General features: G+C 41.3%; 20 protein-coding genes and 2 tRNA genes. 14 read left to right on the forward strand and 8 right to left on the reverse strand.

Annotated elements, in window-relative coordinates:
- Nucleotides 1-11: 11 nt before the first annotated feature.
- Genes P3L47_RS00690 through P3L47_RS00700 form a run of 3 tightly spaced genes read right to left on the reverse strand, consistent with a single transcriptional unit; the run spans nucleotide 12 to nucleotide 2,500 of the window.
- Entirely contained in the window at nucleotides 12-1,187 is a 1,176-nt protein-coding gene (locus tag P3L47_RS00690) for a DNA cytosine methyltransferase (RefSeq protein ID WP_277782403.1), read from the reverse strand.
- On the reverse strand, nucleotides 1,180-2,313 hold the full coding sequence (locus P3L47_RS00695) for a DNA cytosine methyltransferase (protein WP_277782404.1): 1,134 nt from the start codon (nucleotides 2,311-2,313) through the stop codon (nucleotides 1,180-1,182). The genes P3L47_RS00690 and P3L47_RS00695 overlap by 8 nt, the downstream gene beginning before the upstream one ends.
- Nucleotides 2,297-2,500: a helix-turn-helix domain-containing protein gene (locus P3L47_RS00700; protein WP_122362479.1), complete on the reverse strand. Its 204-nt coding sequence runs from the start codon at nucleotides 2,498-2,500 to the stop codon at nucleotides 2,297-2,299. Before P3L47_RS00700 ends, P3L47_RS00695 begins: the two co-directional genes overlap by 17 nt.
- Before the next feature lie 673 nt (nucleotides 2,501-3,173).
- On the opposite strand from P3L47_RS00700, the gene P3L47_RS00705 reads away from it, so the two are divergent.
- From P3L47_RS00705 to P3L47_RS00720, 4 genes are all read left to right on the forward strand, one after another.
- On the forward strand, nucleotides 3,174-3,554 hold the full coding sequence (locus P3L47_RS00705; protein ID WP_277782405.1) for a DUF4373 domain-containing protein: 381 nt from the start codon (nucleotides 3,174-3,176) through the stop codon (nucleotides 3,552-3,554).
- An 86-nt stretch (nucleotides 3,555-3,640) separates the two neighbouring features.
- The gene (locus P3L47_RS00710) at nucleotides 3,641-3,799 is read left to right on the forward strand and encodes a hypothetical protein (RefSeq protein WP_158585893.1); all 159 of its coding nucleotides are present in this window, start codon (nucleotides 3,641-3,643) and stop codon (nucleotides 3,797-3,799) included.
- Nucleotides 3,796-4,242 (forward strand): hypothetical protein, encoded by a 447-nt coding sequence (locus P3L47_RS00715; protein WP_277782406.1) that lies wholly within the window; start codon nucleotides 3,796-3,798, stop codon nucleotides 4,240-4,242. Before P3L47_RS00710 ends, P3L47_RS00715 begins: the two co-directional genes overlap by 4 nt.
- A gap of 293 nt (nucleotides 4,243-4,535) precedes the next feature.
- Nucleotides 4,536-5,075 (forward strand): very short patch repair endonuclease, encoded by a 540-nt coding sequence (locus tag P3L47_RS00720; protein WP_122362348.1) that lies wholly within the window; start codon nucleotides 4,536-4,538, stop codon nucleotides 5,073-5,075.
- Between the two features lie 90 nt (nucleotides 5,076-5,165).
- On the opposite strand, the gene P3L47_RS00725 is transcribed toward P3L47_RS00720, so the two are convergent.
- From P3L47_RS00725 to P3L47_RS00735, 3 genes are read right to left on the reverse strand one after another with little or no spacing between them, the layout of a single operon-like run.
- Nucleotides 5,166-6,530: an efflux transporter outer membrane subunit gene (locus tag P3L47_RS00725; RefSeq protein ID WP_277782407.1), complete on the reverse strand. Its 1,365-nt coding sequence runs from the start codon at nucleotides 6,528-6,530 to the stop codon at nucleotides 5,166-5,168.
- Nucleotides 6,531-6,541: 11 nt separating this feature from the next.
- Entirely contained in the window at nucleotides 6,542-9,733 is a 3,192-nt protein-coding gene (locus P3L47_RS00730) for an efflux RND transporter permease subunit (RefSeq protein ID WP_122362350.1), read from the reverse strand.
- A gap of 10 nt (nucleotides 9,734-9,743) precedes the next feature.
- Nucleotides 9,744-10,847 (reverse strand): efflux RND transporter periplasmic adaptor subunit, encoded by a 1,104-nt coding sequence (locus tag P3L47_RS00735; RefSeq protein ID WP_277782408.1) that lies wholly within the window; start codon nucleotides 10,845-10,847, stop codon nucleotides 9,744-9,746.
- Nucleotides 10,848-11,061: 214 nt separating this feature from the next.
- Between P3L47_RS00735 and P3L47_RS00740 the strand changes: the two genes are divergently transcribed.
- The 6 genes from P3L47_RS00740 (at nucleotide 11,062) to P3L47_RS00765 (ending at nucleotide 17,366) form a co-directional block, all read left to right on the forward strand.
- Nucleotides 11,062-11,985: a helix-turn-helix domain-containing protein gene (locus P3L47_RS00740; RefSeq protein WP_277782409.1), complete on the forward strand. Its 924-nt coding sequence runs from the start codon at nucleotides 11,062-11,064 to the stop codon at nucleotides 11,983-11,985.
- A gap of 326 nt (nucleotides 11,986-12,311) precedes the next feature.
- Nucleotides 12,312-13,127: an SDR family NAD(P)-dependent oxidoreductase gene (locus P3L47_RS00745; protein ID WP_277782410.1), complete on the forward strand. Its 816-nt coding sequence runs from the start codon at nucleotides 12,312-12,314 to the stop codon at nucleotides 13,125-13,127.
- Nucleotides 13,128-13,230: 103 nt separating this feature from the next.
- Nucleotides 13,231-13,866 (forward strand): nucleotidyltransferase domain-containing protein, encoded by a 636-nt coding sequence (locus P3L47_RS00750; RefSeq protein WP_122362353.1) that lies wholly within the window; start codon nucleotides 13,231-13,233, stop codon nucleotides 13,864-13,866.
- A gap of 82 nt (nucleotides 13,867-13,948) precedes the next feature.
- Nucleotides 13,949-14,623, forward strand: a complete 675-nt coding sequence (locus tag P3L47_RS00755; protein WP_122362354.1) for a DUF4476 domain-containing protein — start codon at nucleotides 13,949-13,951, stop codon at nucleotides 14,621-14,623.
- Nucleotides 14,620-16,245: an RluA family pseudouridine synthase gene (locus P3L47_RS00760; RefSeq protein WP_277782411.1), complete on the forward strand. Its 1,626-nt coding sequence runs from the start codon at nucleotides 14,620-14,622 to the stop codon at nucleotides 16,243-16,245. Before P3L47_RS00755 ends, P3L47_RS00760 begins: the two co-directional genes overlap by 4 nt.
- Nucleotides 16,246-16,460: 215 nt before the next feature.
- Nucleotides 16,461-17,366 (forward strand): GNAT family N-acetyltransferase, encoded by a 906-nt coding sequence (locus tag P3L47_RS00765; RefSeq protein WP_277782412.1) that lies wholly within the window; start codon nucleotides 16,461-16,463, stop codon nucleotides 17,364-17,366.
- A 46-nt stretch (nucleotides 17,367-17,412) separates the two neighbouring features.
- Here the strand turns inward: P3L47_RS00765 and P3L47_RS00770 are convergent.
- Nucleotides 17,413-17,486 (reverse strand) — tRNA-Pro (locus P3L47_RS00770).
- Between the two features lie 186 nt (nucleotides 17,487-17,672).
- Here P3L47_RS00770 and P3L47_RS00775 point away from each other — a divergent pair.
- From P3L47_RS00775 to P3L47_RS00790, 4 genes are all read left to right on the forward strand, one after another.
- Nucleotides 17,673-17,745: transfer RNA gene (locus P3L47_RS00775), tRNA-Phe, on the forward strand.
- Between the two features lie 181 nt (nucleotides 17,746-17,926).
- The gene (locus P3L47_RS00780; RefSeq protein WP_277782413.1) at nucleotides 17,927-20,359 is read left to right on the forward strand and encodes an outer membrane beta-barrel family protein; all 2,433 of its coding nucleotides are present in this window, start codon (nucleotides 17,927-17,929) and stop codon (nucleotides 20,357-20,359) included.
- A gap of 18 nt (nucleotides 20,360-20,377) precedes the next feature.
- The gene (locus P3L47_RS00785; RefSeq protein WP_277782414.1) at nucleotides 20,378-21,427 is read left to right on the forward strand and encodes a sensor histidine kinase; all 1,050 of its coding nucleotides are present in this window, start codon (nucleotides 20,378-20,380) and stop codon (nucleotides 21,425-21,427) included.
- A gap of 1 nt (nucleotide 21,428) precedes the next feature.
- A complete protein-coding gene (locus P3L47_RS00790) occupies nucleotides 21,429-22,133 on the forward strand; it encodes a LytR/AlgR family response regulator transcription factor (protein WP_122362359.1) in 705 nt (234 codons plus the stop codon).
- 216 nt (nucleotides 22,134-22,349) lie between these two features.
- Here P3L47_RS00790 and P3L47_RS00795 read toward each other — a convergent pair whose 3' ends face one another.
- The gene (locus P3L47_RS00795; RefSeq protein ID WP_122362360.1) at nucleotides 22,350-24,842 is read right to left on the reverse strand and encodes a TonB-dependent receptor; all 2,493 of its coding nucleotides are present in this window, start codon (nucleotides 24,840-24,842) and stop codon (nucleotides 22,350-22,352) included.
- Between the last annotated feature and the right edge of the window lie 87 nt (nucleotides 24,843-24,929).

The following is a 24,929-nucleotide window of genomic DNA, read 5'->3' on the forward strand; positions in this document are numbered from 1 at the left end:
TTATTTGTCAATTAAATTATTGAAACACCATATTTTGTTATATCTAATTGTCTCAAAATAGCCATTAAAACATTCACTACAATGCTATTGCCCGCTTGTTTGTAACAAGCCGTATCTGACACAACTATTTTAAAAGAATCATCAAATCCCATTAAATTTAAACATTCGCGTGGAGATAATTTTCTATATCTACCTAAATGAGGAATGATTTCATTACTTTCACTCATGTTATATCCCCCCTCACAATCTTTTGTAAGTGCGTATTTTTTTACATTATCCGTCAGATAGTATTGTTCTTCAAAGTCAGAAGTATGGAATACATGATTATCAGTCGCATCAATCTTTTCCGATTTTCCTATTGGATGATATATGAAATCTCCATGCCAATTAAATTGCTGATTTCGTTTCTGACATAATGCTATATCACCATTAACTTGAGTGTAACTTTTAATATGATTTATCGTCCTTGTTACAAAGAATGCTCCTTTTTGCTTAAGGAAATATTTTGTATCAACGCATGATTCCAAAAAATCATACATGCTTTTTGTCAATGGGATAGGCTTAGGGTATTTAAAATCACATTCCGTTTTAAAGCCTATACAAAAAATTCTATCTCTACTTTGCGGAATACCGTATTCTTTACTATTCAGAACTTGATAATAGATCTGATAGCCACAATCTTCCTCAAATGTTTTTCTAATAGTTTTCCATGTTCTACCGTTGTCATGATTCAACATACCCTTGACGTTCTCAAAAATGAAAACTTTCGGTCGACATTCAATCACAATTCTAGCAAATTCACTGAATAAAGTACCTCTAGTATCTTCAAATCCACCTCTTTTACCTCTGATTGAGAATGCTTGACATGGAGCGCCACCAACAAATAAATCTACTTTATCTTTAAATGGCTTTGCATCAAAATCATGAATGTCATCATGCCAACGTTCCTCTAGTAGTTTGTAGTTTGCCATGTATGCTTTCTTACAATCAGAATCAATATCTCCTGCAAATTGAATTTGAGAATTCAATCCTAATCTTTGAAAAGCATGCTCAATAGCACCAATGCCACTAAATGAAGTTCCGATACGAATAGTTCGTTCAGGAAATTCAAATGCATGATTTAACCAAGTATAATCATTATCAATATTATCTTGGGTGTTTTGTATATTCGCGTATTTATTAGTCATTATCTACTCCATATTTAGTAATATCCAATTGCTTTAGTATAGAAATTAATACGTCCACAACGATACTATTTCCAGCCTCCATATATGCGGCTGTGTTACTAGTGACAATGTTAAATGTATCACGAAATCCCATTAGTCTATGACATTCTCTAGGTGTCAATTTTCGAATTCCGTTTATACCCTTATTTTTATTAAAAGTGACATAATTATCAACTCCTGCTCTGTGCATTTTATGCATAGAATGCAAAAGAGGTCTTGCTACATCTAAATCTGTTTTTGTTGAAGTCTTAAAATTCTTAGTTCCACCTGCTAAAACATATTTGGCAACTTTTTCAGATAAATAATATTTATCTTCGACTTCGCTAACAGGGAAAATAAAACGATTAAAATCATGTTCCCCTAATTCTTTACATTTACTTTGTACATTATAGAAACAAGAGTCCGACCAATCTTCTAGAAAATCATACATGCGATATTTCAACTCAATTGGTGCAGGAAACTTAAAGTCTGTTTTTTCTCTAAATCCTATACAAAACAAACGTTCTCTATGTTGCGGAATACCGTAATTTTTACTATTTAATAATTGGTAATGAATATCATAACCACAATATTCTTCAAATGTATTTTTTATAACTTCCCATGTTCTCCCATTATCATGAGTTAGAATACCTTGAACATTTTCAAAAATAAAAATTTTAGGACAGCATTCTTTAACAACACGTGCAAATTCTCTAAATAGAGTTCCTCGTGTATCCTCAAACCCTCTTCTAAAACCTACCATTGAAAATGCCTGACAAGGTGCACCACCGACAAATAAGTCTATTATTCCGTTATATGGTGTTGCATCAAAATTGTGTATATCCGTATGCCAAGCGTCCTCCCTTAAATCATAATTAGCAAAATATGCTTTTTTACAATTTGGCTCAATGTCTCCAGCAAATAAAAGATCTGTATTTAAATTAAGCCTTTGAAATGCATGTTCTATCGCACCAATGCCACTAAAGGTGGTTCCAATACGTATTATACGGTTGGGGTATTCAAATATCTTATCCAACCAATTTGGACCATTCCAATCAATGTTATCTATTGTGTTTTGAATATTCATTCTACTATCTTTCTTTCTCATCAGTTATCAGCTCCTTCATGTTTACTCCAAGCACTTCACTGATGCGTTGTAGCGTGTCAAGGCTAGGTTGAACACGGTTACAACAATAGCCATTAACAGTGCTAAAGCTTTTTCCTATTTTTTCAGCTAATAGTGTTTGAGACATTTCTTTCTCAACCAAAACGACCTTAATTCTATTCAGTTTCATAAACTTTTGGATTGACGACATTAAAACCTTATACAAAAATAGCTAATTTATTCATAGAATAGTGTGTTTAATACGATATTTATACATTTTAGTAAGATAACACAACGTAAAGCTTGGAATAAGTTTTCAAAACTGGTAGAATCTATAAGTTAATATCTGTTCTAACGTATGTATTTTCATGTTCAAAAAAGCTAGTATACAACTACTCTATACTCAGAGAGAGATTCATTTATATACTTGCTCTAAACAGTATATATGTAATTAAGCCAATAACCAAAATAGAAATAGCCATATTACTATATAGCGGACTCTTCTGCTTGACTTTTTCTTTTTCGCTGTTTGCTGGCTTATCTGCTCGATTGTTGTCTCACATTGATAAATTAGATTCTGAAGGCTGTTACCTGTGCGACATGGAGAAATACAATGAGGCGGCAATCTCCGGCTGGTGCGTAATACGCGTGTTGCCGGCAGAACTGCTGACGTTTAAGACTGTGCGGCTCGTTATTCGGGCAATACAAAATCATAACTAAAAAAAATAACAATACAGAATGTCATTACAAAACAAGGGGTTAGATTATTTTTCGTTGAACATCGATTTTTTCGTTATCGAAAAAATTGCTCTGCCTCAATCAGAGCATGGCTGGAAAGGTTCGCTGATAACATTAAAATTACTTTGCAGAATAACAAGGAAGGATTTTATTGTCGTTGGGATAAAGATATCTGTCTGCTCTTTTGCCGGAAAGCCGGAATAGAGGTCGATATTCAGTTTATGGATACTCTGCTTCAATCTCTTCTAGAAAGAAATTTCTTTGACACAAATTTGTTTCATAAATTTGGTATATTGACTTCCCGCAGCATCCAAATTCGTTTCTTTGAAGTGACAGTCCGCCGCCGAAAAATAGAAGTCCCCAATGCTGATTTTTTGTTGGTAAATGTGCTCGATTATAAAAATGTATACATTTTATCTCAAAATGCAGACATGGATGCAGACTCAACCTCTAAAAATACTGACATCCCGAAACAAAGTAAAGGAAAGTATAGTAGAGGAAAATAAATTTACAACAGCAGCAACACGCGTGCGAGGAGCCGGAAAAAGAACCGGAGAATCTGAATGAAGAACGTGAACAATGGAAAGAAGCCTTGCTGGCGGACGAAGACTGGCAGGCAACGCTGCCGGCACCGTATTCTTCCGGAAATTCCGGTCACCCCGAACGTCCTTCAAGAATCCGGGAACTGATTGAAACCGGTCAGCGTGTCACCGAGATAGCCCTGAAAATCTGTAATTCGCAAGCCGTATGAGTTTGGATAACAGATTACGGCTTGCCGTCGAAGAACGCCGGGTATCGACATACCCGCTACAGGAAATTCTGCCCTACGTGAATCGTATTCTCCTGCAGACATATGCCCTGGTCGGTTTCAAACCTCCCAGCGAGCATGATCTGGGGCTTTTGATAGCCAAAGTCGCCACCGACCAGCAAGAGTCTTATCCTTCTCTGACTTTGCAGGAAGTGGAACTCTGCTTTGAGCTGGGTGCAAAAGGCGAGTACGGCGACTTTATGGGACTGAACCTGCGCACCATCACTCGCTGGCTGAAAACATACCAGACAAGCGAATTGCGTTACCGTGCGGTTGTGGAGCGTGAACGGCAGGTGTTGGTGAAACAGCAAGCGATAGCGATTCTTTTGAAAGAGTTTTTTGACAAAGTGATTGAGGAAGAAGGAGAATTGCTTATGATAACGTAAACCGTGATTCAAAGAATATATTTTATTGGGTTACATTACTGTTCATAAAATCAGGAACTATTTATCTATAGCAACAATTATCTAAAATTATGCATAAAAGCCTACAGGCAGGGAGAAAAATCATACCTTTGTATTAACCCAATAATATTGAACAATATGGCTGCAAAACTTGAACAACGTATAACTCAACATAGAAAGTCAAAGATTGACCTGCAAGATGGGGAGAATAATCAACAAAAGCGAAACCATTCGGATAACCCTATATTTCTTTTAATATAAACCGGAATATTCATATGGATACCCTTTCGAAAGAACAACGACACAAAAACATGGCTGCCGTACATTCTACCAATACTAAGCCGGAAATAATAGTAAGAAAGTATCTGTTTTCCCGTGGATTCAGATACCGTTTGAATCACCCTAGGTTACCAGGGCACCCCGACATCGTTCTACGCAAGTACCGCACCTGTATCTTTATAAACGGTTGTTTTTGGCACGGCCACGAAGGTTGTAAATATTTTGTTATCCCAAAATCGAATACAGAATTCTGGACCAAGAAAATCAACCGTAATATTGAGCGGGATAAAAAAGTACGGAAAGAACTTATCAAAATGGGATGGTATTGTATTACCATATGGGAATGCGAGCTAAAACCCAAAATACGCGAACAGACTCTTACCTCATTACTGTTCACTCTTAATCATATCTTTCTAAAAGATCACACAGTGAGCTATCCTATTAATGAAGATGAAGAATCGTCTATGGTGGCAGAAAAGGATATAACATTTTATGAAACAAAGAATAAGAATACGTTTAATTCAAATAAAAAATAGGTAAAAGAAAACTAAAAAAACGGGACTGCCATCTTTCCCAAGACACAATCCCGCTTCAAATCTAGAATAAATAATAGAGAAGGTTTACGGTTACTTTTCTCTTCCGCCACCCAGTGCATGATAAAGGTTTACCACACTCTGTATCTCAGAAAAACGGTTAGCCGTTTGCGACAGTTGCGCACTCAGTAAAGATTGGCGGGCGGTCAGGACTTCCAGATAAGTAGAAGTACCGTGCTCCATCAGCAGAGAGGTGCTTTTCAAGGCCTTTTCCAGCGAAACGATCTGCTTGTCGAACAAGATCGTTTTCTCCCGGCTTGTCTGATAAGCAACCAACGCATCGTTCACTTCGCTTCCGGCATTCAGTAAAGTCTGCTGAAAAGCCAGGCTGGCTTCTTCCTGTTGTGCCTGCGCGATGCGGTATTGGGCAATGACCTGTCCACGGTTGAACAAAGGCTGTGTCAACGAGCCGACTGCCGAAGCCAGGAACTTACCCGGATTGACAATCATCGCCCCGGCCGAGTTGGTCCAACCCGCACTCCCGCTCAGCACTACGGAAGGATAAAAAGAGGCACGGGCCTGATTGGTTCCATAGAACGCTGCTTCCAGTGAACGCTCTGCCGAACGGACGTCAGGACGGTTGGATAACATCTGAACAGGAACACCTACCGACAAGTCCTCCGGAAACTGTTGCTCATCCAATGTGCCCCGTTCAAAATAACGGGGCGTCTCGGCCAGCAGCAAAGCCAGACTGTTCTCCACCTGATTGATCTGCTCTTTCAGATCGAGGGCGGATGCCTGTACCTGATAATAAGCAGCTTCCATCTGTGATACGGCCGCCTCATCAGCCATGCCCGCATTCATCAGGGCACGGGTAGAAGAAACCGTTTCACGCCATGCCTCCTCCGTCTCACGCGTGATGGCAAGCTGTTCGTCCAGCATCAACAGCGTATAATAGGAATTGGCGATTCCGGCTACCAGCTGGGTCCGCACGGCCTGCCGGTAATCCTCGCTTTGTGCGTAAACCGCTTTTGCCTGCAGTTTAGCGTTGTGCATACGCCCGAATATATCGAGTTCCCAACTGGCAGTGACAGGCAGCGAATAAGTCTGTGTTGCCTTGCGGGTATCAAAACTGCTCACGGTACCTTGCGGAGACAAGGCAAACGAAGGCAGGAATGCCAGACGGGCGGACATCAAAGCCGCTTCGGCCTCCTTCACACGGAGCTGTGCCGACTGATAGTCAGTATTGTTCTGCAGTCCCTGTTCGATAAGGGCCTGCAACTTCGGATCGGAGAAAAGCTCATGCCAGTCTCTGTCACCTATTCCGGCTGTGTCGGCCGTCTCTATCCCTTCTCCGTACAAATTGTCGGGTACGGCCGTTTCCGGTTTATATTTACTGTATATACCACAACTGCTCAACAGAACAGTAACTGCGGATAACAGAATTATCTTCTTCATATTTTATTATTTTAGTTGTTTATATCAGACGTGCCACGCTCCGCATTACTTCTCTCCTGCTCCAGGGCCACCTGCACATCGGCTTCTTCTTCCATCGGCTTACGGATCTTCTCCTGTAAAAACTCGAAGATAATATAGAACACCGGAACTACGAATAACAACGCCAGCGTTCCGACTGCCATACCACCGACAACACCTGTTCCCAACGAGCTGTTACCGTTGGCACCGGCACCGGAGGAGAACATCAACGGAAGCATACCGAAGATCATCGTAAGCACCGTCATCAGGATCGGACGCAGACGAACCTGGGCGGCAGAATAAGCCGACTCGACGATACCCATTCCTTTACGGCGGCGCTCTATCGCATATTCCGTGATCAGAATGGCCGTCTTCGCCAGCAAACCGATCAACATGATCACCCCTGTCTGCAGGTAAATATTATTCTCCAGTCCGAATATCTTAGCAAACAGGAAACTACCCATCAAACCGAACGGCACGGAGAGGATAACGGCGAACGGCACCAGGAAGCTCTCATATAAACAAGCCAGGATCAGATAAATAAGCAAAATACAAACCACATAGATAAACAGCGTTTTCGCACCACCGCTATTCGATTCTTCACGGGCCATACCACCATATTCATAACCATATCCCGTAGGCAGTGTCTGGGCTGCCACCTCTTCAATGACCTTCTGCACCTCACCGGAAGAATAACCTTCAGCCGGATTCACATTTGCCGTGATAGCGCTGTACAGGTTGAAACGGTTGGATACTTCCGGACCAAGCACCTTATTCAATGTCACAAACTGGCTTATCGGCGCCATTTCCGTTCCGTTGCGAACAAACATATTATTCAGCGACTGTTCGTCCAGACGATATTCAGGGGAAGCCTGCATCATCACACGGTACACTTTTCCAAACTGATTGTAATTGGATATATATGCACCACCACAATAACTGCCCAGGGCATCGAGTATGGTAGCCGGCGAAATACCTGCACGCTTACATTTGGCGGCATCGATATCGACCGACACCTGCGGGAAGTTCATCGCATAAGAGGTATATGCCATCGCAACTTCCGGACGCTGATTCAAGGCTCCCAGGAACTGCATAGTCGAGTTGTAGAAAGCCGTCATGTCGCCACCGGTCTTGTCCTGCAGGTTCAACTCGATGGAGTTACCCATACCATAACCGGGGATCATCGCCGGTTGGAAACTGAATATCTGTGCTTCCTTTATCGCATAGAACTGGGCATTCAGGCGGCCAACCACGGCATCCGACGAATGCTCTTCCCCTTTTCGTTCGCTCCAGTCTTTTAAACGGATAACGATCGTACCGTAAGAGGTTCCTTGTCCGGACATAAGTCCGTATCCTGCCACCTTTGCATAATGTTCTATTTCAGGAGTATTTTTCAATATATCCTCCAGTTTGTCCATGACCTTTGTCGTTTCACCTAACGTACTACCCGGTGAAGTGCTGACATTTACCATGATCACACCCTGGTCTTCCTGCGGAACGAGCCCTGTCTTGGTGCTCGACATCAGAAATGCCAGCAAAACAATAGCAGCTGCAGTCAACGTCCATACCATCCAGCGGTGATGGATAAAGAACATGACACCTTTCTTATATTTGCCCAATACAGCGTTGAATGAAGCGTTATAGGCTGCACGAACTCGTCCGTTAAGACTTTTCGCACTCTTATTTCCATCCGAAGGACGCATAAGTATGGCACAAAGTGCCGGACACAGCGTCAAGGCTGAAATCATGGAAAGACCGACTGAAGTCGCCATCGTAATACCGAACTGCGTATAGAAAATACCGGATGTTCCTCCCATGAATGTCACAGGGATAAATACTGCCATAAACACGCAGGTACAGGAAACGATAGCCATCGTTACATCTCCCATCGCATCCTTAGTGGCAAGATAGGAGGATTTATATCCGGCATCGAACTTCGACTGCACCGCCTCCACCACCACGATCGCATCATCCACAACGGTTCCGATCGCAAGCACAAGAGCAAATAAGGTCAGGATATTGATACTGAACCCGGCAATCATCAGGCAAGCGAATGTTCCGACCAGCGAGACTATGATAGATATGGAAGGAATCAGCGTACTCTTGAAATCCTGCAGGAAGAAATAAACCACGAGGATTACCAGTAAGATGGCAATGACCAACGTTTCCACCACATTATGGATAGAGGCGAACAGGAAGTCGTTCGAACTCATCATCGTCACAAACTCCGTTCCCTTCGGAAGATCCTTCTCCATTATATTCATCTGAGCAGTGATCTTCTCATTCACAGCCGTTGCATTGGAACCTGCCACCTGGAATACCATGAACATAACGGCAGGTTTACCGTCCATCTCACTCTTGAAACTATAGGAAAGTGTTCCCAGTTCCACGTTAGCCACATCTTTCAGACGGAGCACCGAACCGTCGCTCTGCGAACGGACAACCGTGTTCCTGAATTCATCCACACTCTTCAAACGTCCGCGATACTTCATCGTGAACTGGAAAACATTCATCGAGTTCTCGCCCAACGAACCTGTCGGCGCTTCGATATTTTGTTCACCGAGTACGGCTGTTACATCCGACGGGACCAACCCGTATTGGGCCATCAATTCCGGTTTCAGCCAGATACGCATACTATAGGTATCGCCCAGCTCCATGACGTCGCCCACGCCTTCTATACGTTTGATCTGCGGGATCACATTGATGTCCAGATAATTGGCAAGGAATGTCTGGTCATAATTACCATCCGTACAGACAAACGAGTTGATCTGCAGGAAACTGGTCTGACGCTTCTGGGTAGTCACACCGATCTTGGTCACTTCGGCGGGCAACAATCCCTGTGCTTTGGATACGCGGTTCTGTACATTGACCGCCGCCATATCCGGGTCCGTTCCCTGCTTGAAATAAACCTGTATGGTAGCCGAACCGGCATTGGTAGCAGTAGACGTAATATACATCATGTCTTCCACCCCGTTGATACTCTCCTCCAACGGCATGATAACGCTGTTCATTACCGCTTCCGCATCGGCTCCCGTATAATTGGCCGACACATAGACTGTAGGCGGTGCAATATCAGGATACTGCTCCACCGGCAGCGTAAAAAGCGAAATAAGCCCCACAGCGAGGATCAGCACGGAAATGGATATAGCCATCACCGGCCGTTTTATAAATATATTACCTTTCATAGCATTACTTTTATTTTACTTGTGTTCCTTCACGTACCAACCCGGCACCCTCAGATACAATTTCATCACCGGCCTTCAAACCGGTCAGCACAACGTATTCGCGTCCGTCATTTATTCCGGCTACGGTAATTAACGTAGAAGTTGCTTTTCCGTCTACAACTTTATATACAAGGGTCTTATCCTGCATCTGAACGGTCGCCCCCTGCGGGATAACGATGCAGTCTTTATAGGTGCTCGGCATGATCACACTACCGGATGCCCCGCTGTGAAGCAGGCGCGACTCATTCGGGAAGACCGCACGGGCCACAACCGTACCGGTCTGCCGGTCGATCACGCCACTGATAGATTCTATTTTACCTTTCATCCCGTACAACGAGTTATCATTCAACTGAAGATCCACTTCCGGCATATTTGCCAGGGCATCGTCCATCGTCCCGTGCTGCCGGGTCAGAGCCAGAAGCTGGTTCTCGGTCATGGAGAAATAGACATACATATCCGAATTATCAGACACCGTCGTCAACGGCTGCTGGAGGGTCGGTCCGACCAATGCTCCGGCACGGTATGGCAAAGCTCCTACGACACCGTCCGTAGGGCTCTTCACCTCCGTATAAGACAGATTATTACGGGCATTCACGACCTGTGCTTCCGCCTGCACCAATTGTGCCTTGGCTGTGAGAAACGTATTTTCAGCCGTTTTCAGGCTAAACTCCGAAACAACCTTCTGCGCATATAGTTCCTTCGAACTGTCATACGTCAATTCTGCTGTCCCCAATCCGGCTTTTGCCGCTTCCATATTGGCTATAGCCGTTTGCAAAGCTGCCTTATAAGGAACCTGGTCTATGATAAAAAGTACTTGGCCCCGACGCACTTTCTCCCCTTCCGACACACAGAGCTTCTCAATAGTTCCCGATACTTGCGGATAGATATCGATATCCTGCCGCCCCCGGATAGTCGCCGAGTAGGAAGTTGAAAGTTCTTTATCAGCCAACGCCACTTTCATCACAGAATAAGAAGGTTTCACTTGTACATCCGGTGCTTGCTTACAGGATGTCATCCACATCGTACAACCGACAATCCCTATCAGTCGTATCCAATTCCCATTTACTTTTAGCATACTATATTATTCTTTATAAAAATTGCATCAAAAGTAGACGATGCCGATAGATGTTTAATAACACAAAATTCCCGAATACTGTCCCATTTTCTGTATTACAGTTTTTTAATAGCCTAAACGTCAATCAGTAGACTTTTGGAATAAAAAAGATGAGAAATAGAATATCCCGGTTACTCATTTAATGCTCATCTTTACACCGATAAATGCAAACAGTATGGATAATAATGTAATAACAACGATAGACGTTGAGGATTTCAAGGACTTTAGTCACATGATAGATTATGTAGACGAGGATGTTGTAGCTGCCCGCAATCTGGAAGATATTTCTTACAATAATATTACCATCAGATTGAATTTCTTCCTTATTATTTCCTGTGTAGAAGGATGTATCCAGCTAGACATGAACAATAAGACCTATTTACTTAACAAAGATGACATTATTATTTGTCTGCCGACCGCGATACTGAGCCAGACAAAATTCAGTTCCGGCCATAAGCTCAGGATTATGGGATTTTCTACCAACTTTTTACATCGTGTCGTAAAAAGAGAAGAAATATCCAACAATATCTTGTCTCATATTCATAAAAATCCCCTGCGGCATATTGAAGAAAAAGACAAATCGCCGGTTAAACTATATGAGGACCTTATTATAAAGAAAATAAACGATCCGTCTATCCATTATAAGAAAGATGTGTTACATTATTTATTTTCAGCCATATTCTGCGAGATGATGGCCGCAATCTATGAATATTCAGACACCGAACTGGAGAATGAAGAGGAACCGGAAACGGGTATAAAAAGGGCTTCTTATGTTTTCAAATGTTTCATTATGGAGGTCTCGAAAGACAACGGATTCCACCGGTCGGTTTCCTATTACGCCGACCGTCTCTGCTATTCGCCCAAATACGTATCCTTTGTCGTCAAGCAAGCCAGCGGACGGACCGCTCTAGAGTGGATAAACGACTCTGCCATAGAACAAATAAAGTATCAATTGAAACATTCCGACAAATCGATCAAAGAGATAGCGGACGACTTCAATTTCTCCAACTTATCTTTCTTCGGAAAATATGTAAAGAAACATTTAGGTGTATCGCCTACCAAATACCGGGATGTGCCGGAAAATATAGGCATTTATTGAAAATGAAGAAAAGAGGCCGCCTGGTTAATGTGCGACCTCTTAAAATAAAAGCCGGATTGTCCTAAAATCCCTTTCCAAACAATCCTACAGTTTAATTATGAATAATAAATGCTTCACAAAGTATAGTGCCCTGCATTAATCCCCTAGTGTGTCTTTATAATCTAGTACAAAGATAACGGGGAAACATGCCGGCATAGCAACGAATAGTTCCTCATAAATGTTCCATTTTCTACCATTTACCATTTTTAAGAAATTTATCCGTACCTTTGAAAGGGCAAACAGGCCCTATAAAACAATGAACTTATCCGATAAAAACGATAGACATTATGGCAGATAATTATCTTGAGAAAAAGTATGAAGAGTTTCAGGCGAGAAAAAACGGAGCTGGTAAGAAAAAGACAAATTCCATTCACAAAATGCGGAGGGTATTCGTGACCGGCGGAGCCGATGGCATCGGTAAAGCAATTGTCAAAGCATTCCGAATGGCGGGTAACCGTGTAGCTTTCTGCGATACCAATGAGGTTTTGGGAAAAGAGACTGCCGAAAAAACAGGGACAACCTTTTATCATGCCGACATTTATGATAAAGAAGCACTTGACAACTGCATGCGCCATATCCTGCAAGAATGGGGCGATCTGGATATCCTGATCAACAATGCCGGCACCATCGGATATTCACCGATCACAGAAAGCAGTGTGGAAGATTTTGAGCGGATTCTGTCAGTCAATCTACGCTCGACCTTCCTCACATCGCGATTATTGGCAATCCATCGTCAGTCTCAGGCGACTCCCAATCCTTACGGAAGAATTATCAATATCTGCTCTCCACGCAACCAAAATGAATCCGGAAATGAAGGTTATGCAGCCTCCAGAGGGGGCATTTATTCTTTAACCCAGACACTTGCCCTGTCACTTTCCCCCTATCATATTACAGTCAATTCTATTATGCCGGGTTGGATACAAATGTGCGGTTATGAAGATCTTCGCCCTGAAGATCAAGCCCAGCATCCTTTCGGCAGGGTCGGGAAGCCGGAAGACATTGCACGTATATGTTTAACTCTCTGCCAGGAAGAAAACGACTTTATCAATGGGGAAAACATTACAATCGACGGAGGCATGACAAAAAAGTTTAACTGCTTTTAAAAAAACAACAAAACCTATTGAGTTACATTGAAAAACAACAAATCTGACGATTTATTATTTAAAACATCGTACCTTTGTCCCCAACACTAAATATTATGTACATATGAGACTGACACGCAAACAAACAATCTGTAACATCCCCATTCTAAAGATCAGGGATTATTTCGATCACATCAGACCCGCCAAGATTTCACCAGATATGATCCGCGAGCATTTTGAATTAAACCAGGAACAAACTGACGAATTGATACAGGAACTGTTAAATAACGAATACATCGAGCCGTCAGAAGGAAAATACCAACTGACAATTAAAGGGCATGCCCTTTGTGTAGCCCGGTATACCTCTCCCCTTAACAAAGCCAAAGCAGACAAACTTTTTAAAGAATTTATGGAGCGGGTTGAAGAGGTCAATACAAATGAATATTATTTGTATAAAGTATCCAAAATAGTCCTGTTCGGCAGTTATATCGATCCGGAAAAGACAGACTATTCAGACATAGACATTGCTTTCGAACTGAGTCCTAAAATAAAAAATCACAAAGAATTCGATAGACTGAACGACCTGCGCCTTGCCGAAGCCGAAGCTGCCGGAAAAACTTTTACATCTTTTATCGACCAGATAGGATATACCGAACGTGTTGTAATACTTAAACTGAAAAACAAAAGCCGATACATCAGTCTCCACCGTATGGACGACGCTATACTGAAGATTACAAAAACCAAGCAAGTTTATCCCTGAAAATCACCTGATATCTGAGATTCCTTTATATATTTGTTTCCTGCAAATAAACAGTATGTATCATATATAAAGTTCGAAGATCATGAAAACGAAAACATTCATAGCACTGGCACTGATCATTTGCTCCATTTCTTTTTGTAGTTGCGGAAGTTACATGACCAGCAAAAGTGCTATCATGAAGATAGAAAAGGGGATGACCAAAAAGGAGGTTGTCAGTTTACTTGGAGAACCGGATTTCCGGCGCTTCGACGAACAAATGGAAGAATGGGAGTATAAAAAGATAAATGCACTCACGTCGGAAACAACCATTGTCATAGTTGACTTTATCAATGAAAGGGTCAGTAATATGAACTCTTTCAATGGTGACAACTATCCTACTCCTCCTGTAGCCGTTTTCCCTCCCAATGACGGCAATTACGGAGAACCATATCCTCCGCACCCGAATGGTCACGGAAGACCTTCGAGAGCCGTAAATGAAAGAGAGTTTCAGCAACTATACAATAAAGTCAAACAGAAACCTTTTAAAGACGATCAGCTGGAACTTCTCGAAATGGGAGTTTCCAATAAATATTTTACTTGTAAGCAGTGTGTACGTCTTATGTCTATTTATACATTCGATGACGACAAACTGGAGGTATTGAATATAGTTGCTCCCCAAATCATCGACTTCGAAAATCAGGAAGAAATCATCAAATCTCTGAGTTTTATTTCCAGCGAAGAGAAAGCTGAAAAAATACTACGCCGGGCAAGAAAATGAATAAATTCCATTTTTTTTCTTCCGCGGTCACGCATGTACCGCTACCGGAGAAGTTCACCTATCCGTTTCATTACACGCCCCATCCATTATGCAGGATGGCTGCAGAAGAAGTACAAAATTACCTGCAATGTAAAAAAGACTGGGAAAGCGATCTGAAGCAAGGCAAGATGTTCGGTGTCCTGATCGTACAAACATCTGCAGGGGAGGTCGGGTACCTGGCTGCTTTTTCCGGTATCCTGGCTGGAAAAAACCTGCATGAGTATTTCGTTCCCCCCATCTATGATCTGCAGCAGCCACAAGGATTCTTCAGTATCGGAGAAGAGCGGATCTCTGCCATAAATAGCCGTATCGAACAGCTTCAGTCTTCCCCTGATCACCTGGCTGCCTGTCAGAAACTGGACGAAGCTGTTGCTTTGGCTGCCAAAGAGATTAATGTTGCCAAAGAGGAACTAAAGAAAGCTCAGCAGAGACGTGAAGAAAGACGCCTCAACAATCCGGACGAGCACGAACTTTCGGCTATGATACATGAAAGCCAGTTTCAGAAAGCGGAGCTAAAACGACTGAAACAACAGTGGAATGAGCGTATTGCTGCCATCCGGGCAGAAACGGAGACATTCAAATCTGAAATAGAACAACTGAAAACGGAACGTAAAACCCGTTCGGCAGCTTTGCAACAACAACTTTTTGAACAGTTCAAAATACTCAATGCCAAAGGAGAGGTGAGAGATTTATGTGACATTTTTAAAGAGACGGCACAGAAAACTCCGCCTGCCGGGGCCGGAGAGTGTGCTGCTCCCAAGCTTTTACAATATGCTTATCTGAACCGACTGAAACCGATCGCCATGGCTGAATTTTGGTGGGGCGATTCACCCAAAATGGAAATTCGTCATCACGGATATTTCTATCCAGCCTGTAAAGGAAAATGCGAGCCGATACTGAAACATATGTTGCAGGGATTGGATGTGGAGGATAACCCGTTACTGACAGACTTACACCGCCATACGGAACTTGAAATATTGTTTGAAGACGACTGGCTGCTGGCTATCAATAAACCGGCAGGAATGTTATCCGTTCCCGGTAAAACCGATGCCGATTCAGTTTATCAACGATTAAAAACACGGTATCCCGATGCTACCGGCCCCATGATCGTACACAGGCTCGATATGGCTACATCCGGAATCTTATTAGTTGCAAAAACCAAAGAGGTACATCAGAATTTACAGGCGCAGTTCAAAAACCGGACAGTGAAAAAGCGTTATACGGCATTACTCGATGGTGTAATTGCAATTGATAACGGAATTATCGACTTACCTCTTTGCCTCGACCCGTCAGATCGTCCCCGCCAGATCGTTAGCAAAGAATACGGAAAACCTGCCATAACAGAATACCAGGTCCTTTCCTATAATAAGAATCAAACACGCATTGCTTTCTACCCGCTTACAGGCCGTACACACCAGTTACGTGTACATGCTTCTCATCCGCAAGGTCTTAATACACCTATTGTCGGTGATGAACTATACGGGAAAGGAGCCGACCGTCTCTACCTGCACGCTGAATTTCTGAAATTCCGGCATCCAATCTCCGGAGAAATAATCCGGATCGAAAAGAAAGCTGATTTTTAATCATTAAGTTATTATTGTATTTCGACAAGAACGGTAATTCCCCACATCCACAGGGATAGTGGGGAATTTCCCCCGTATAGGTGGGGATTTTCGCCCATGTATACGGGGAGTTTTCCCCATTGGGATGGGGAAAAATTTCCGCTACAATGGACTTTCTGTCACCTATAGATTAATTTCGTACTTTTGTTCTCCACATATATATATTCAAAACTAATATGATTTCAGCAAAAGATTACGACGAATTACTACAGTTATGGGAAGCTTCCGTAAGGAGCACGCATCACTTCCTGACAGAGGAAGATATACAATATTACAAACCTCTGATACGTAACGAATATTTCCAGGCAGTAGAACTACACATCATCAGAGACAAACAAACACAGCATATCGCCGCGTTTATGGGGTTAAGTGAAGATTTGATTGAAATGCTTTTTGTCCACCCTTCTCAACAAGGCAAAGGATATGGAAAGAAACTGGTTGAATTTGCCGTACGGAAAAAGAATATCCGGCAAGTAGACGTAAACGAACAGAATGAACAGGCTTTGCATTTTTATCTGAACCGAGGGTTTGAGGTTATTTCCCGAGATGCCATCGACGGTCAAGGGAAACCTTATCCGATCCTGCATATGCAATTAAAACCGGTCCGGTTAAGAAAAGCAGAACCCGAAGATCTTCCGGAACTGCAATGTGTATTCGAAGAAAGTGTCAGAACCTCCTGCTGTAAAAATTATTCTCCCGAACAAATAGATGCCTGGATAAACCGTGCATCCCCCGAACGTTGGAAGGAATTATTCAGTAGCGATCTGCAGTTCGTCATTGCAGAAGAAACAGACTCATTTCGGATCACAGGATTTACGTCATTCAATCAGCAGGGATATTTACACAGTATGTTTCTTTTACCTCAATTCCAGAGGAAAGGGATCGCCACATTCTTATTGGATTATGCAGAAGATTTCGCACACCGGAACCAACTCCCATCTCTTTTTGCAGAAGTCAGCCTCACGGCACGCCCTTTCTTTGAGAAACATGGATTCATTGTTGAAGAAGAGCAAGTCGTTAAAATAAAGAATATCGAAATGAGTAATTTCAAAATGCGTAAGTTCTTTACTCAAGATTCATAAATACAAAAAAAAGGAAAATCATTTCTGATTTTCCTTTTTTTTGTAGTCGGGATGAGAAGACTCGAACTTCCGACCTCCACGTCCCGAACGTGGCGCGCTAGCCAACTGTGCTACATCCCGTTTTTGATTACGGCTGCAAAGGTACAACAATTTTTGAACCCACAAACACTTTTGCTATTTTTTTTCAAAAAAAAGTGCATTCACCCCTTCAAATTCTTTTAATACATTTTTTTCGACATTTTTTTCATGAAACGTTTGGAGTGTATCATTTTTTCCCTACCTTTGCACCCGTTAAACAAAACAAACGGTACCATAGCTCAGTTGGTAGAGCAAAGGACTGAAAATCCTTGTGTCCCCGGTTCGATTCCTGGTGGTACCACTGAAAATCAAGCAGTCATCTAAAAGATGACTGCTTTTTTTATGTCTATCAAGTTACCTTCCACTTAATACAAGATCAAGCTTTTCTCATTTCGTCAAGTAAAACCCTCCGTTCGTCAGATTAATTTGAAAGCCCCATTGCTTCAGATTAGTTTTGAACCCGAAATCTAAAAGATAAAATTATGAAATACAACAAAATGTATGCCTTGGTTGTATTGCTGATTCAATCGATCAGTATATTAGCACAATCAGTTATATCAGGTAAAATAATAGACAAAAACGGTGAGCCTATAGCCAGTACAACAGTATTATTACTGAACAATGCAGATTCCACCTATATTACGGGCACAGCATCAGATAAAGACGGACGGTTTGAAATTCCGAAAATCAGACCAGACAACTATATCCTTTCATTTTCTATGATAGGATTTAGAAAAATCTACAGGCAACAGCAGGTCGGACAAAACACAAAGAATGACCTGGGCGATGTAGTCCTGGATGAAGAATCTTACGGATTATCTACTATATACGTTACCGGTAAAAGACCTCCTGTTAAAATTGAAGCTGGAAAAATAACTGTCAACCTCTCATCTGCCTTATTGAGTACAGATGGCAATATACTCGACGCGTTAAGGAAATTACCGGGAGTCATCGTTCAAAATGATGGGACGATTATATTAAACGGCAAATCAGGAGCAAATGTGTTAATCGATGACAAAATAACTTACCTGTCGGGAGAAAACCTGATCAATTATCTGAGTTCTATCCCTGCCAGTTCAATAGAAAATATCGAACTGATAGCCCAGCCGTCATCCAAATACGATGCCTCGGGTAGTTCAGGCATCATCAATATTCAAAAAAAGAAAATAAAAGAACAAGGTATCAATATAGCTGTATCGACCGCTGTGGAAAGAGGAAAGTATGCCAGAGGAAACGAAAGTTTATCCCTGAACATTCGACATAACAAATTGAATATGTATGCCGACTACTCCAATGTTTGGGGAGAAAATCTCATAGTGCTATCAGTCTCCGGGCATTATTTGGATCCGGTAACATCAGAACCGCTTGAGCTTCGAAAAGATTTTGTAAGCAATATAGCCAGGCAATCCGTAGGACATAATCTAAAAACAGGGATAGATTATGATTTATCGGACAAGATCACTATGGGATCCTACTTCTCTTCAAATTGGTATAAAAGAGATAAAAATGAAGTGACCATATCGGAATTTTTCAACAATAACAAACCTCAAAGCGACTCCACTTTGACAGCTATAAGTGTAATAGATCACAATTACACCAACATCACAGGAGGAGCTGGTATTGTATACAAATTTGCGAAAACAGGAAAATGGGATGCTGCTTTTGATTACCAGCTTTTTGACCAAAAAGATGACCATCTGTTAAAATCTTCTTTTCTGACACATGTTAATCCGGTAAAAGAAGATACATTATCCGGTAAAACAAAGGGAGATATTAGAATATACAGTGGGCAAACAAATCTGAGTTTCGATATATCCGGGAAGTTCGGTGTCGAAGCCGGACTCAAATCCGTTTTCGTAAATACCGGCAGTAATGCTTTGTATAAAAAACTGATTAACGGCAGTTGGTTAAGAGACAATAATCTCAGTAGCAATTTCAAATATAAAGAAAACATTAACGCAGGATATTTTCAATTAAACACCAAATGGTCTCCTCGATTTTCAACAGCAATTGGCCTACGACTGGAAAACACATACACAAAAAGTCATTATAGCTCAACTGTTCAGGATACAACCTTCAGTAAAAATACCCTGCACCTTTTTCCTACTTTCATGACGCAATATCAGCTCTCCGAAAACTATGATTTGTCCATGATATATGGTCGTCGTATTATCCGCCCCAATTACAGGAATATGAATCCTTTTGTTGAGGTCAGAGATCAGTTCTTATATGAGCAAGGAAACACTGAATTGAAACCCGAGTTGATTGACAATATGGAAATCTCTTTGATATTCAGAAAAATATGTTCATTTAATGTTTTCTACTCACATAGGAGCGATCCTATTTCATTAAGTTTTATGGTCGAGGACAATAGCCGTGTCCTGGTTATGCCGCTGAATTTATCGGGCAACAATTCATTTGGATTAAGATTAGGATTAAATGGCATACCCCTTTTCAACTGGTGGACTGCTCACATAAACGGTTCTTTAACTTATAAAAAATTCGATTGGATGATGTCTGGGAAAACCTTTAAAAATGAGGTAATAACACCCATGATCCATATCAACAACCAATTTACATTACCTTGTGGATGGAGAGCTGAGGCTTTCGGATTTTACAGCGGCAAGATGATTGAAGGACAAACCAAAGTAAAACCTTTATGGACAATGTCGCTCGGTATTCGCAAGAACCTGTTGAATGACAAATTAAGTTTGTATATTTACGCACACGACATCTTCCATTCTAATCGTCCCCATGTATCTGTAGATAGTAACTATCTGTATTATACATCGAAAGAAAAAAGCGACACAAGAATGATAGGAATATCGCTCGGTTATCGATTCAATCGAGGCAGGGAAATAAAAAAATCTCAAACAGGAGATCGAATAGAAGAAAGTAAACGAATAGGTTTGTAACATCAAAAATAAAAACACATGAACTTAAAGCATGAATGGGTCATTCCCTTCTTTTTAGCATTAACGCTTTCAGTCTGCTTATTTATTATTGTGGACATCACCTATGATGAAAGAATATGGGAGTTCAGTTTTTTTACTTTAAAAGCCCGTGTTCAGGCTTTTGGGGTAACGATGGTCTCATTTTATCTGGGAAGTTATCTTTTTCGGCGAATAGCTCACTTTTTTATAAATAAGAGCAAAGATGAAAAAAGAGCAAACTGGAAAGAGTATGTGTTTGTTTTTTTGATGAATATCATCCTCTTAAATATCATGCATATATTTATTATGGCTTATATCACTCATATGTTTGATGAGGCTTCTTTCAGATGGAGGGAATCTGCTTTGATCAACGTGATGGGATCTGTCCTTTTACTTCTTTACTATACGATAATACGCAATGGGGTTTTATTCAAAAGTTTTATTGAACAAAACCATCAATTGGAAAAGGTTAAAGTAGATCAATTAGAAACCGAGCTGAAATTCCTGAAATCGCAATACCACCCACATTTTCTGTTCAATGCTTTAAACACCATTTATTTTCAGGTAGATGATAAAAACGAGGAAGCAAAGCTCAGTATCGAGCAGTTATCAGACCTGTTGCGTTATCAACTCTATAGTATAGAACAGGAAGTGACCATGGAGCAGGAAATAAATTATCTGAGGTCGTACATCGCTTTTCAGCAGCTACGAATGAGTGAAAGGCTTGTTTTAGATCTATATTTTGATCCGGGATTGAAAGGGCAGAAAATACATCCTCTTTTGTTTCAGCCTTTGATCGAAAATGCATTTAAATATGTAAGGGGTGAATACAAAATACAGCTTGAAATGAAATTAAAGGGAGATCAAATCCAGTTCGAGATAACAAATTCCATATCTCCATCCCAAAATTCCAGCAATAAAAAGGGTCAAGGGATAGGAATTGAGAATCTGAAGCGACGGCTCGATCTCCTGTATCCCAACAGATACAACTTAAATATTACACAAACTGAAAGTCAGTTTACCACTAAATTGACCATAAATACAGATTGATATGAAAATAAAATGTATTATTACAGATGATGAGCCCATGGCTAGAAAAGGCTTACGGGGTTATATCGATAAAATAGAGTTTCTCACATTGATCGGGGAATGCGAAGATGCCATTCAGCTAAACGCCATGTTGAAGACCAGACAGGTTGACCTGATCTTTCTCGATATTGAAATGCCCGAGATGACAGGAATAGAATTATTGTCAAATCTCACTAATTCTCCTAAAGTGATTATTGTATCAGCTTATGAACAATATGCCCTCAAAGGATATGAATTTGATGTAGTGGATTATTTGCTGAAGCCCGTATCTTTTGACCGCTTCCTTAAATCCGTCAATAGGGTTCATGACCTGTTCCAAACGGAACAAAAGGAAGGCGATGATTATATATTTGTGAAAAGCGACAAGCAGTTAAAGAAAATCATGTTCAAAGATATTCTCTTCATTGAAAGCATGGAAAATTATGTTATCATTCAGACAACCTCATCTAAAGAAGTTGTGTATACGACTTTGAAACAAATCTATGAATCATTACCCTCGAACATTTTTTATCAAACCCATCGTTCATATATTGTAAATATCAACCAGATAAATGCCATTGACGGAAATCAGTTGAACATAAATTCATATAAAATACCCGTGGCCCGAAATTTTAAAGATGAAATCTTTCATTTGATACTCAATAACCGATTAATAAGCAAAAACTAAAAACATTTACTCCCCCAAACGACCGGGATAAAAATAACAGAACAAACAAACGCAATCCGGAGAAAAGGAATGTAAAGTAAATTTTTGAATGTGCTTTGCATATTTGAGTTATTTTAATTTTAAACCCTGATTCAGAAATACAGTACAAAGCTATTCCTCTTTACATTCCTATGCTATTTTTTTGACAAACGGTCACTTTCTATTGGTGAACTGTAATTATTCCATCTCAAACATTTCTGAATCGTCGCTTCTATCCCTGCTCTTGCTCTTATCTTTCTTTTTGTTCATATTTCCGAAATTGTAAGTCAGGGTAAAGCCGACACGTCTGCCACCACGCCAGTTTTCAGAGTCTTGCCAAAAACCGTCACCGGAAGTAATCGTACGGAATTTACGGGAATCCAAAAGGTCACGGGCATTAACACTCAATGTCAGTTTATCGTTCAGGAACGACTTGCGCAAGCCGAGATCAACCGAATAATTCGGTTTACGATATCCTTGCGCCATCAGACGTTTGGAATTGTAATTACCTGTCCCCTGCAAAGACACTCCCCACGGCAAACTCAAATTAGCGATCATACGAACATCCCAGGCAAAACTCTCGTCCGTCTCTCCGGTAACCGGTATCGATGCTCCTGCCGGAAGATAAGTAAAGCCATCCAATTTAGAATAATAAAGATTGACCGTTGTCGTCAGATCGAGTATCTTAAACAATTTGTCTTTACCGACGATCTCCAGACCGCTTGCCTGCGATTTTGCTACGTTCTCACTGGTCGTATACATCACATTATCTTCTGTATTCAGGAAACGGATACGCTGGATTACATCATCTGTCGAACGATAGTAACCGGAGAGTGATAACGTATGTCCTGATTCCCATGACTTGATATAGTTCAATTCAAAAGAGTGGGAATATTCCGGAGTCAGTTCCGGATTACCGAAAGAGATATTGGAAGCATCGGAGATATTCCGGAACGAATTTAACTGTCCTCCCCAGGGACGACGCAAACGACGCGTATAATTCACTTGTAATTCATTATTTTTAGGTAAAGAATAAGAAATGAAAGCACTTGGGAACAGTTTAAAATAATCCTTTTCAAAGCTCTCAGAGGGTTTACCGTTAAACTCCTGGTCAAAATCCAGCGAACGGGTATCCACACGCCAGTATTCTCCACGCAGACCAGCCTGATAGCTAAGATTCTCCCACTTGCCACCATACGTCATATAAAGGGCATGTACATCCTGATTATACAAGAAACGATTGTATAATGTCTGATCCTGCTGGATATTTCCGGCAGTCGTTCCGGTATAGGTATCTACCGGACTGGCATTACGCTGGAAAGCTCCTTTATAACCGGCTTCGATACGTGACATTTCGGATATTTTATTGCTGTAATCAGCCTGTACTTCCCAGGTTTTATCTTTTATGTCATTCTCCTGGGTCTGATAGATAGGATCCGCAGACTGGGAGGGATCAGTATATGTTGTCGATTGCTGGAAAATGTCCACTCCGTCGCGTTTCCATTGATTATTACTGACTGTCAGGTCAATATTGCTTTTATCCGAGAACTTATGGACGTAATTCAATTCCAGGTTATACATCTTCATATCCGAGTCGCCATTCGTTGTACGGTCGCTGGTATAAAGCGTATTCCTTTGGCTGTCAGTAGAAATATAATGGATCGTTTCACTATTATCGCCTCCTCCGGTCATACCAGTCACATTTAGCGACAAATCATCGCTTTTAGTCATATGCCAGGTAGCACCGAAACGACCGAACCAGTTATTATGCTGCCGCTTGGAATCGTTCGTCTGATCGAGAAAACTGCTATTTGTCGTATTCTCCCGGCTAGTGATACCACCCCCTTTAAATTCACGATTCCGATAGTTCAGGTTTGCATAAGCATCAACCTTGCTACTGCTATAATTGATATTGCCACTCGCCTGATAACCACCATCCGTATCGGCTCCAGCCTTTACACTTCCATAATAACCGGGCTTGCGGTCATCTTTTAAAATGATATTGATAATACCCGCCGTACCCTCCGGGCTGTATTTAGCAGAAGGGTTGGTAATCACTTCTACCTGTTTGATATCCCCTGCAGGCATCATTTCCAAAATATCTGCCTGGTTATCAGATGTCAGCCCGGATGCTTTACCATTGATCCAAATCGTTACGCTGGAATTTCCCCGCAATGAAACAGACCCCTCATTATCAACTTCCACGGAAGGAATATTTGATAAAAGATCACTGACAGAACCACCTTCGGAAGCAATATCCTGTGTAGCATCGAATACTTTCCGGTCGATCTCAAAACGCATCTGAGGTCTTTTGGCAACAATCTCGACTTCATTCAGCTGGTTGGCATCTTCTTCCAGTGTCAACTCCCCCAAATTAAGCACCTGACTATTATCCCCAATGGATATATTCCTGGATATTTCTCCATAACCGATATAAGAAAAGGTAACGACATATTCCCCTTTCTTCAGCCCGCCAATAGTATAATTTCCGTCACTACCGGTGACAGATCCTTGCAAAATTTTATCTGAACCTTTTGCCTTTACCTGGACAGTTACAAACTCCAGGGGACCACCCAGTTCTCCATCTATTACAGTACCTTTAATTCCTCCGTCTATTGTTGCTCCACTCACAGCCGGTGCCATACACATAAGCATACCGGCCAGCAAAAAACTTACCTTCTTTTTCATCATTGTCTAAATCAATCTTTTTCCCGTTTTATCAATTGTTCTGTTTGACTAAAACAAAAAGAAATGGTTTATTCAGAAAATGATAAAATA

This window comes from Parabacteroides chongii (assembly GCF_029581355.1).
Classification (GTDB): domain Bacteria; phylum Bacteroidota; class Bacteroidia; order Bacteroidales; family Tannerellaceae; genus Parabacteroides; species Parabacteroides chongii.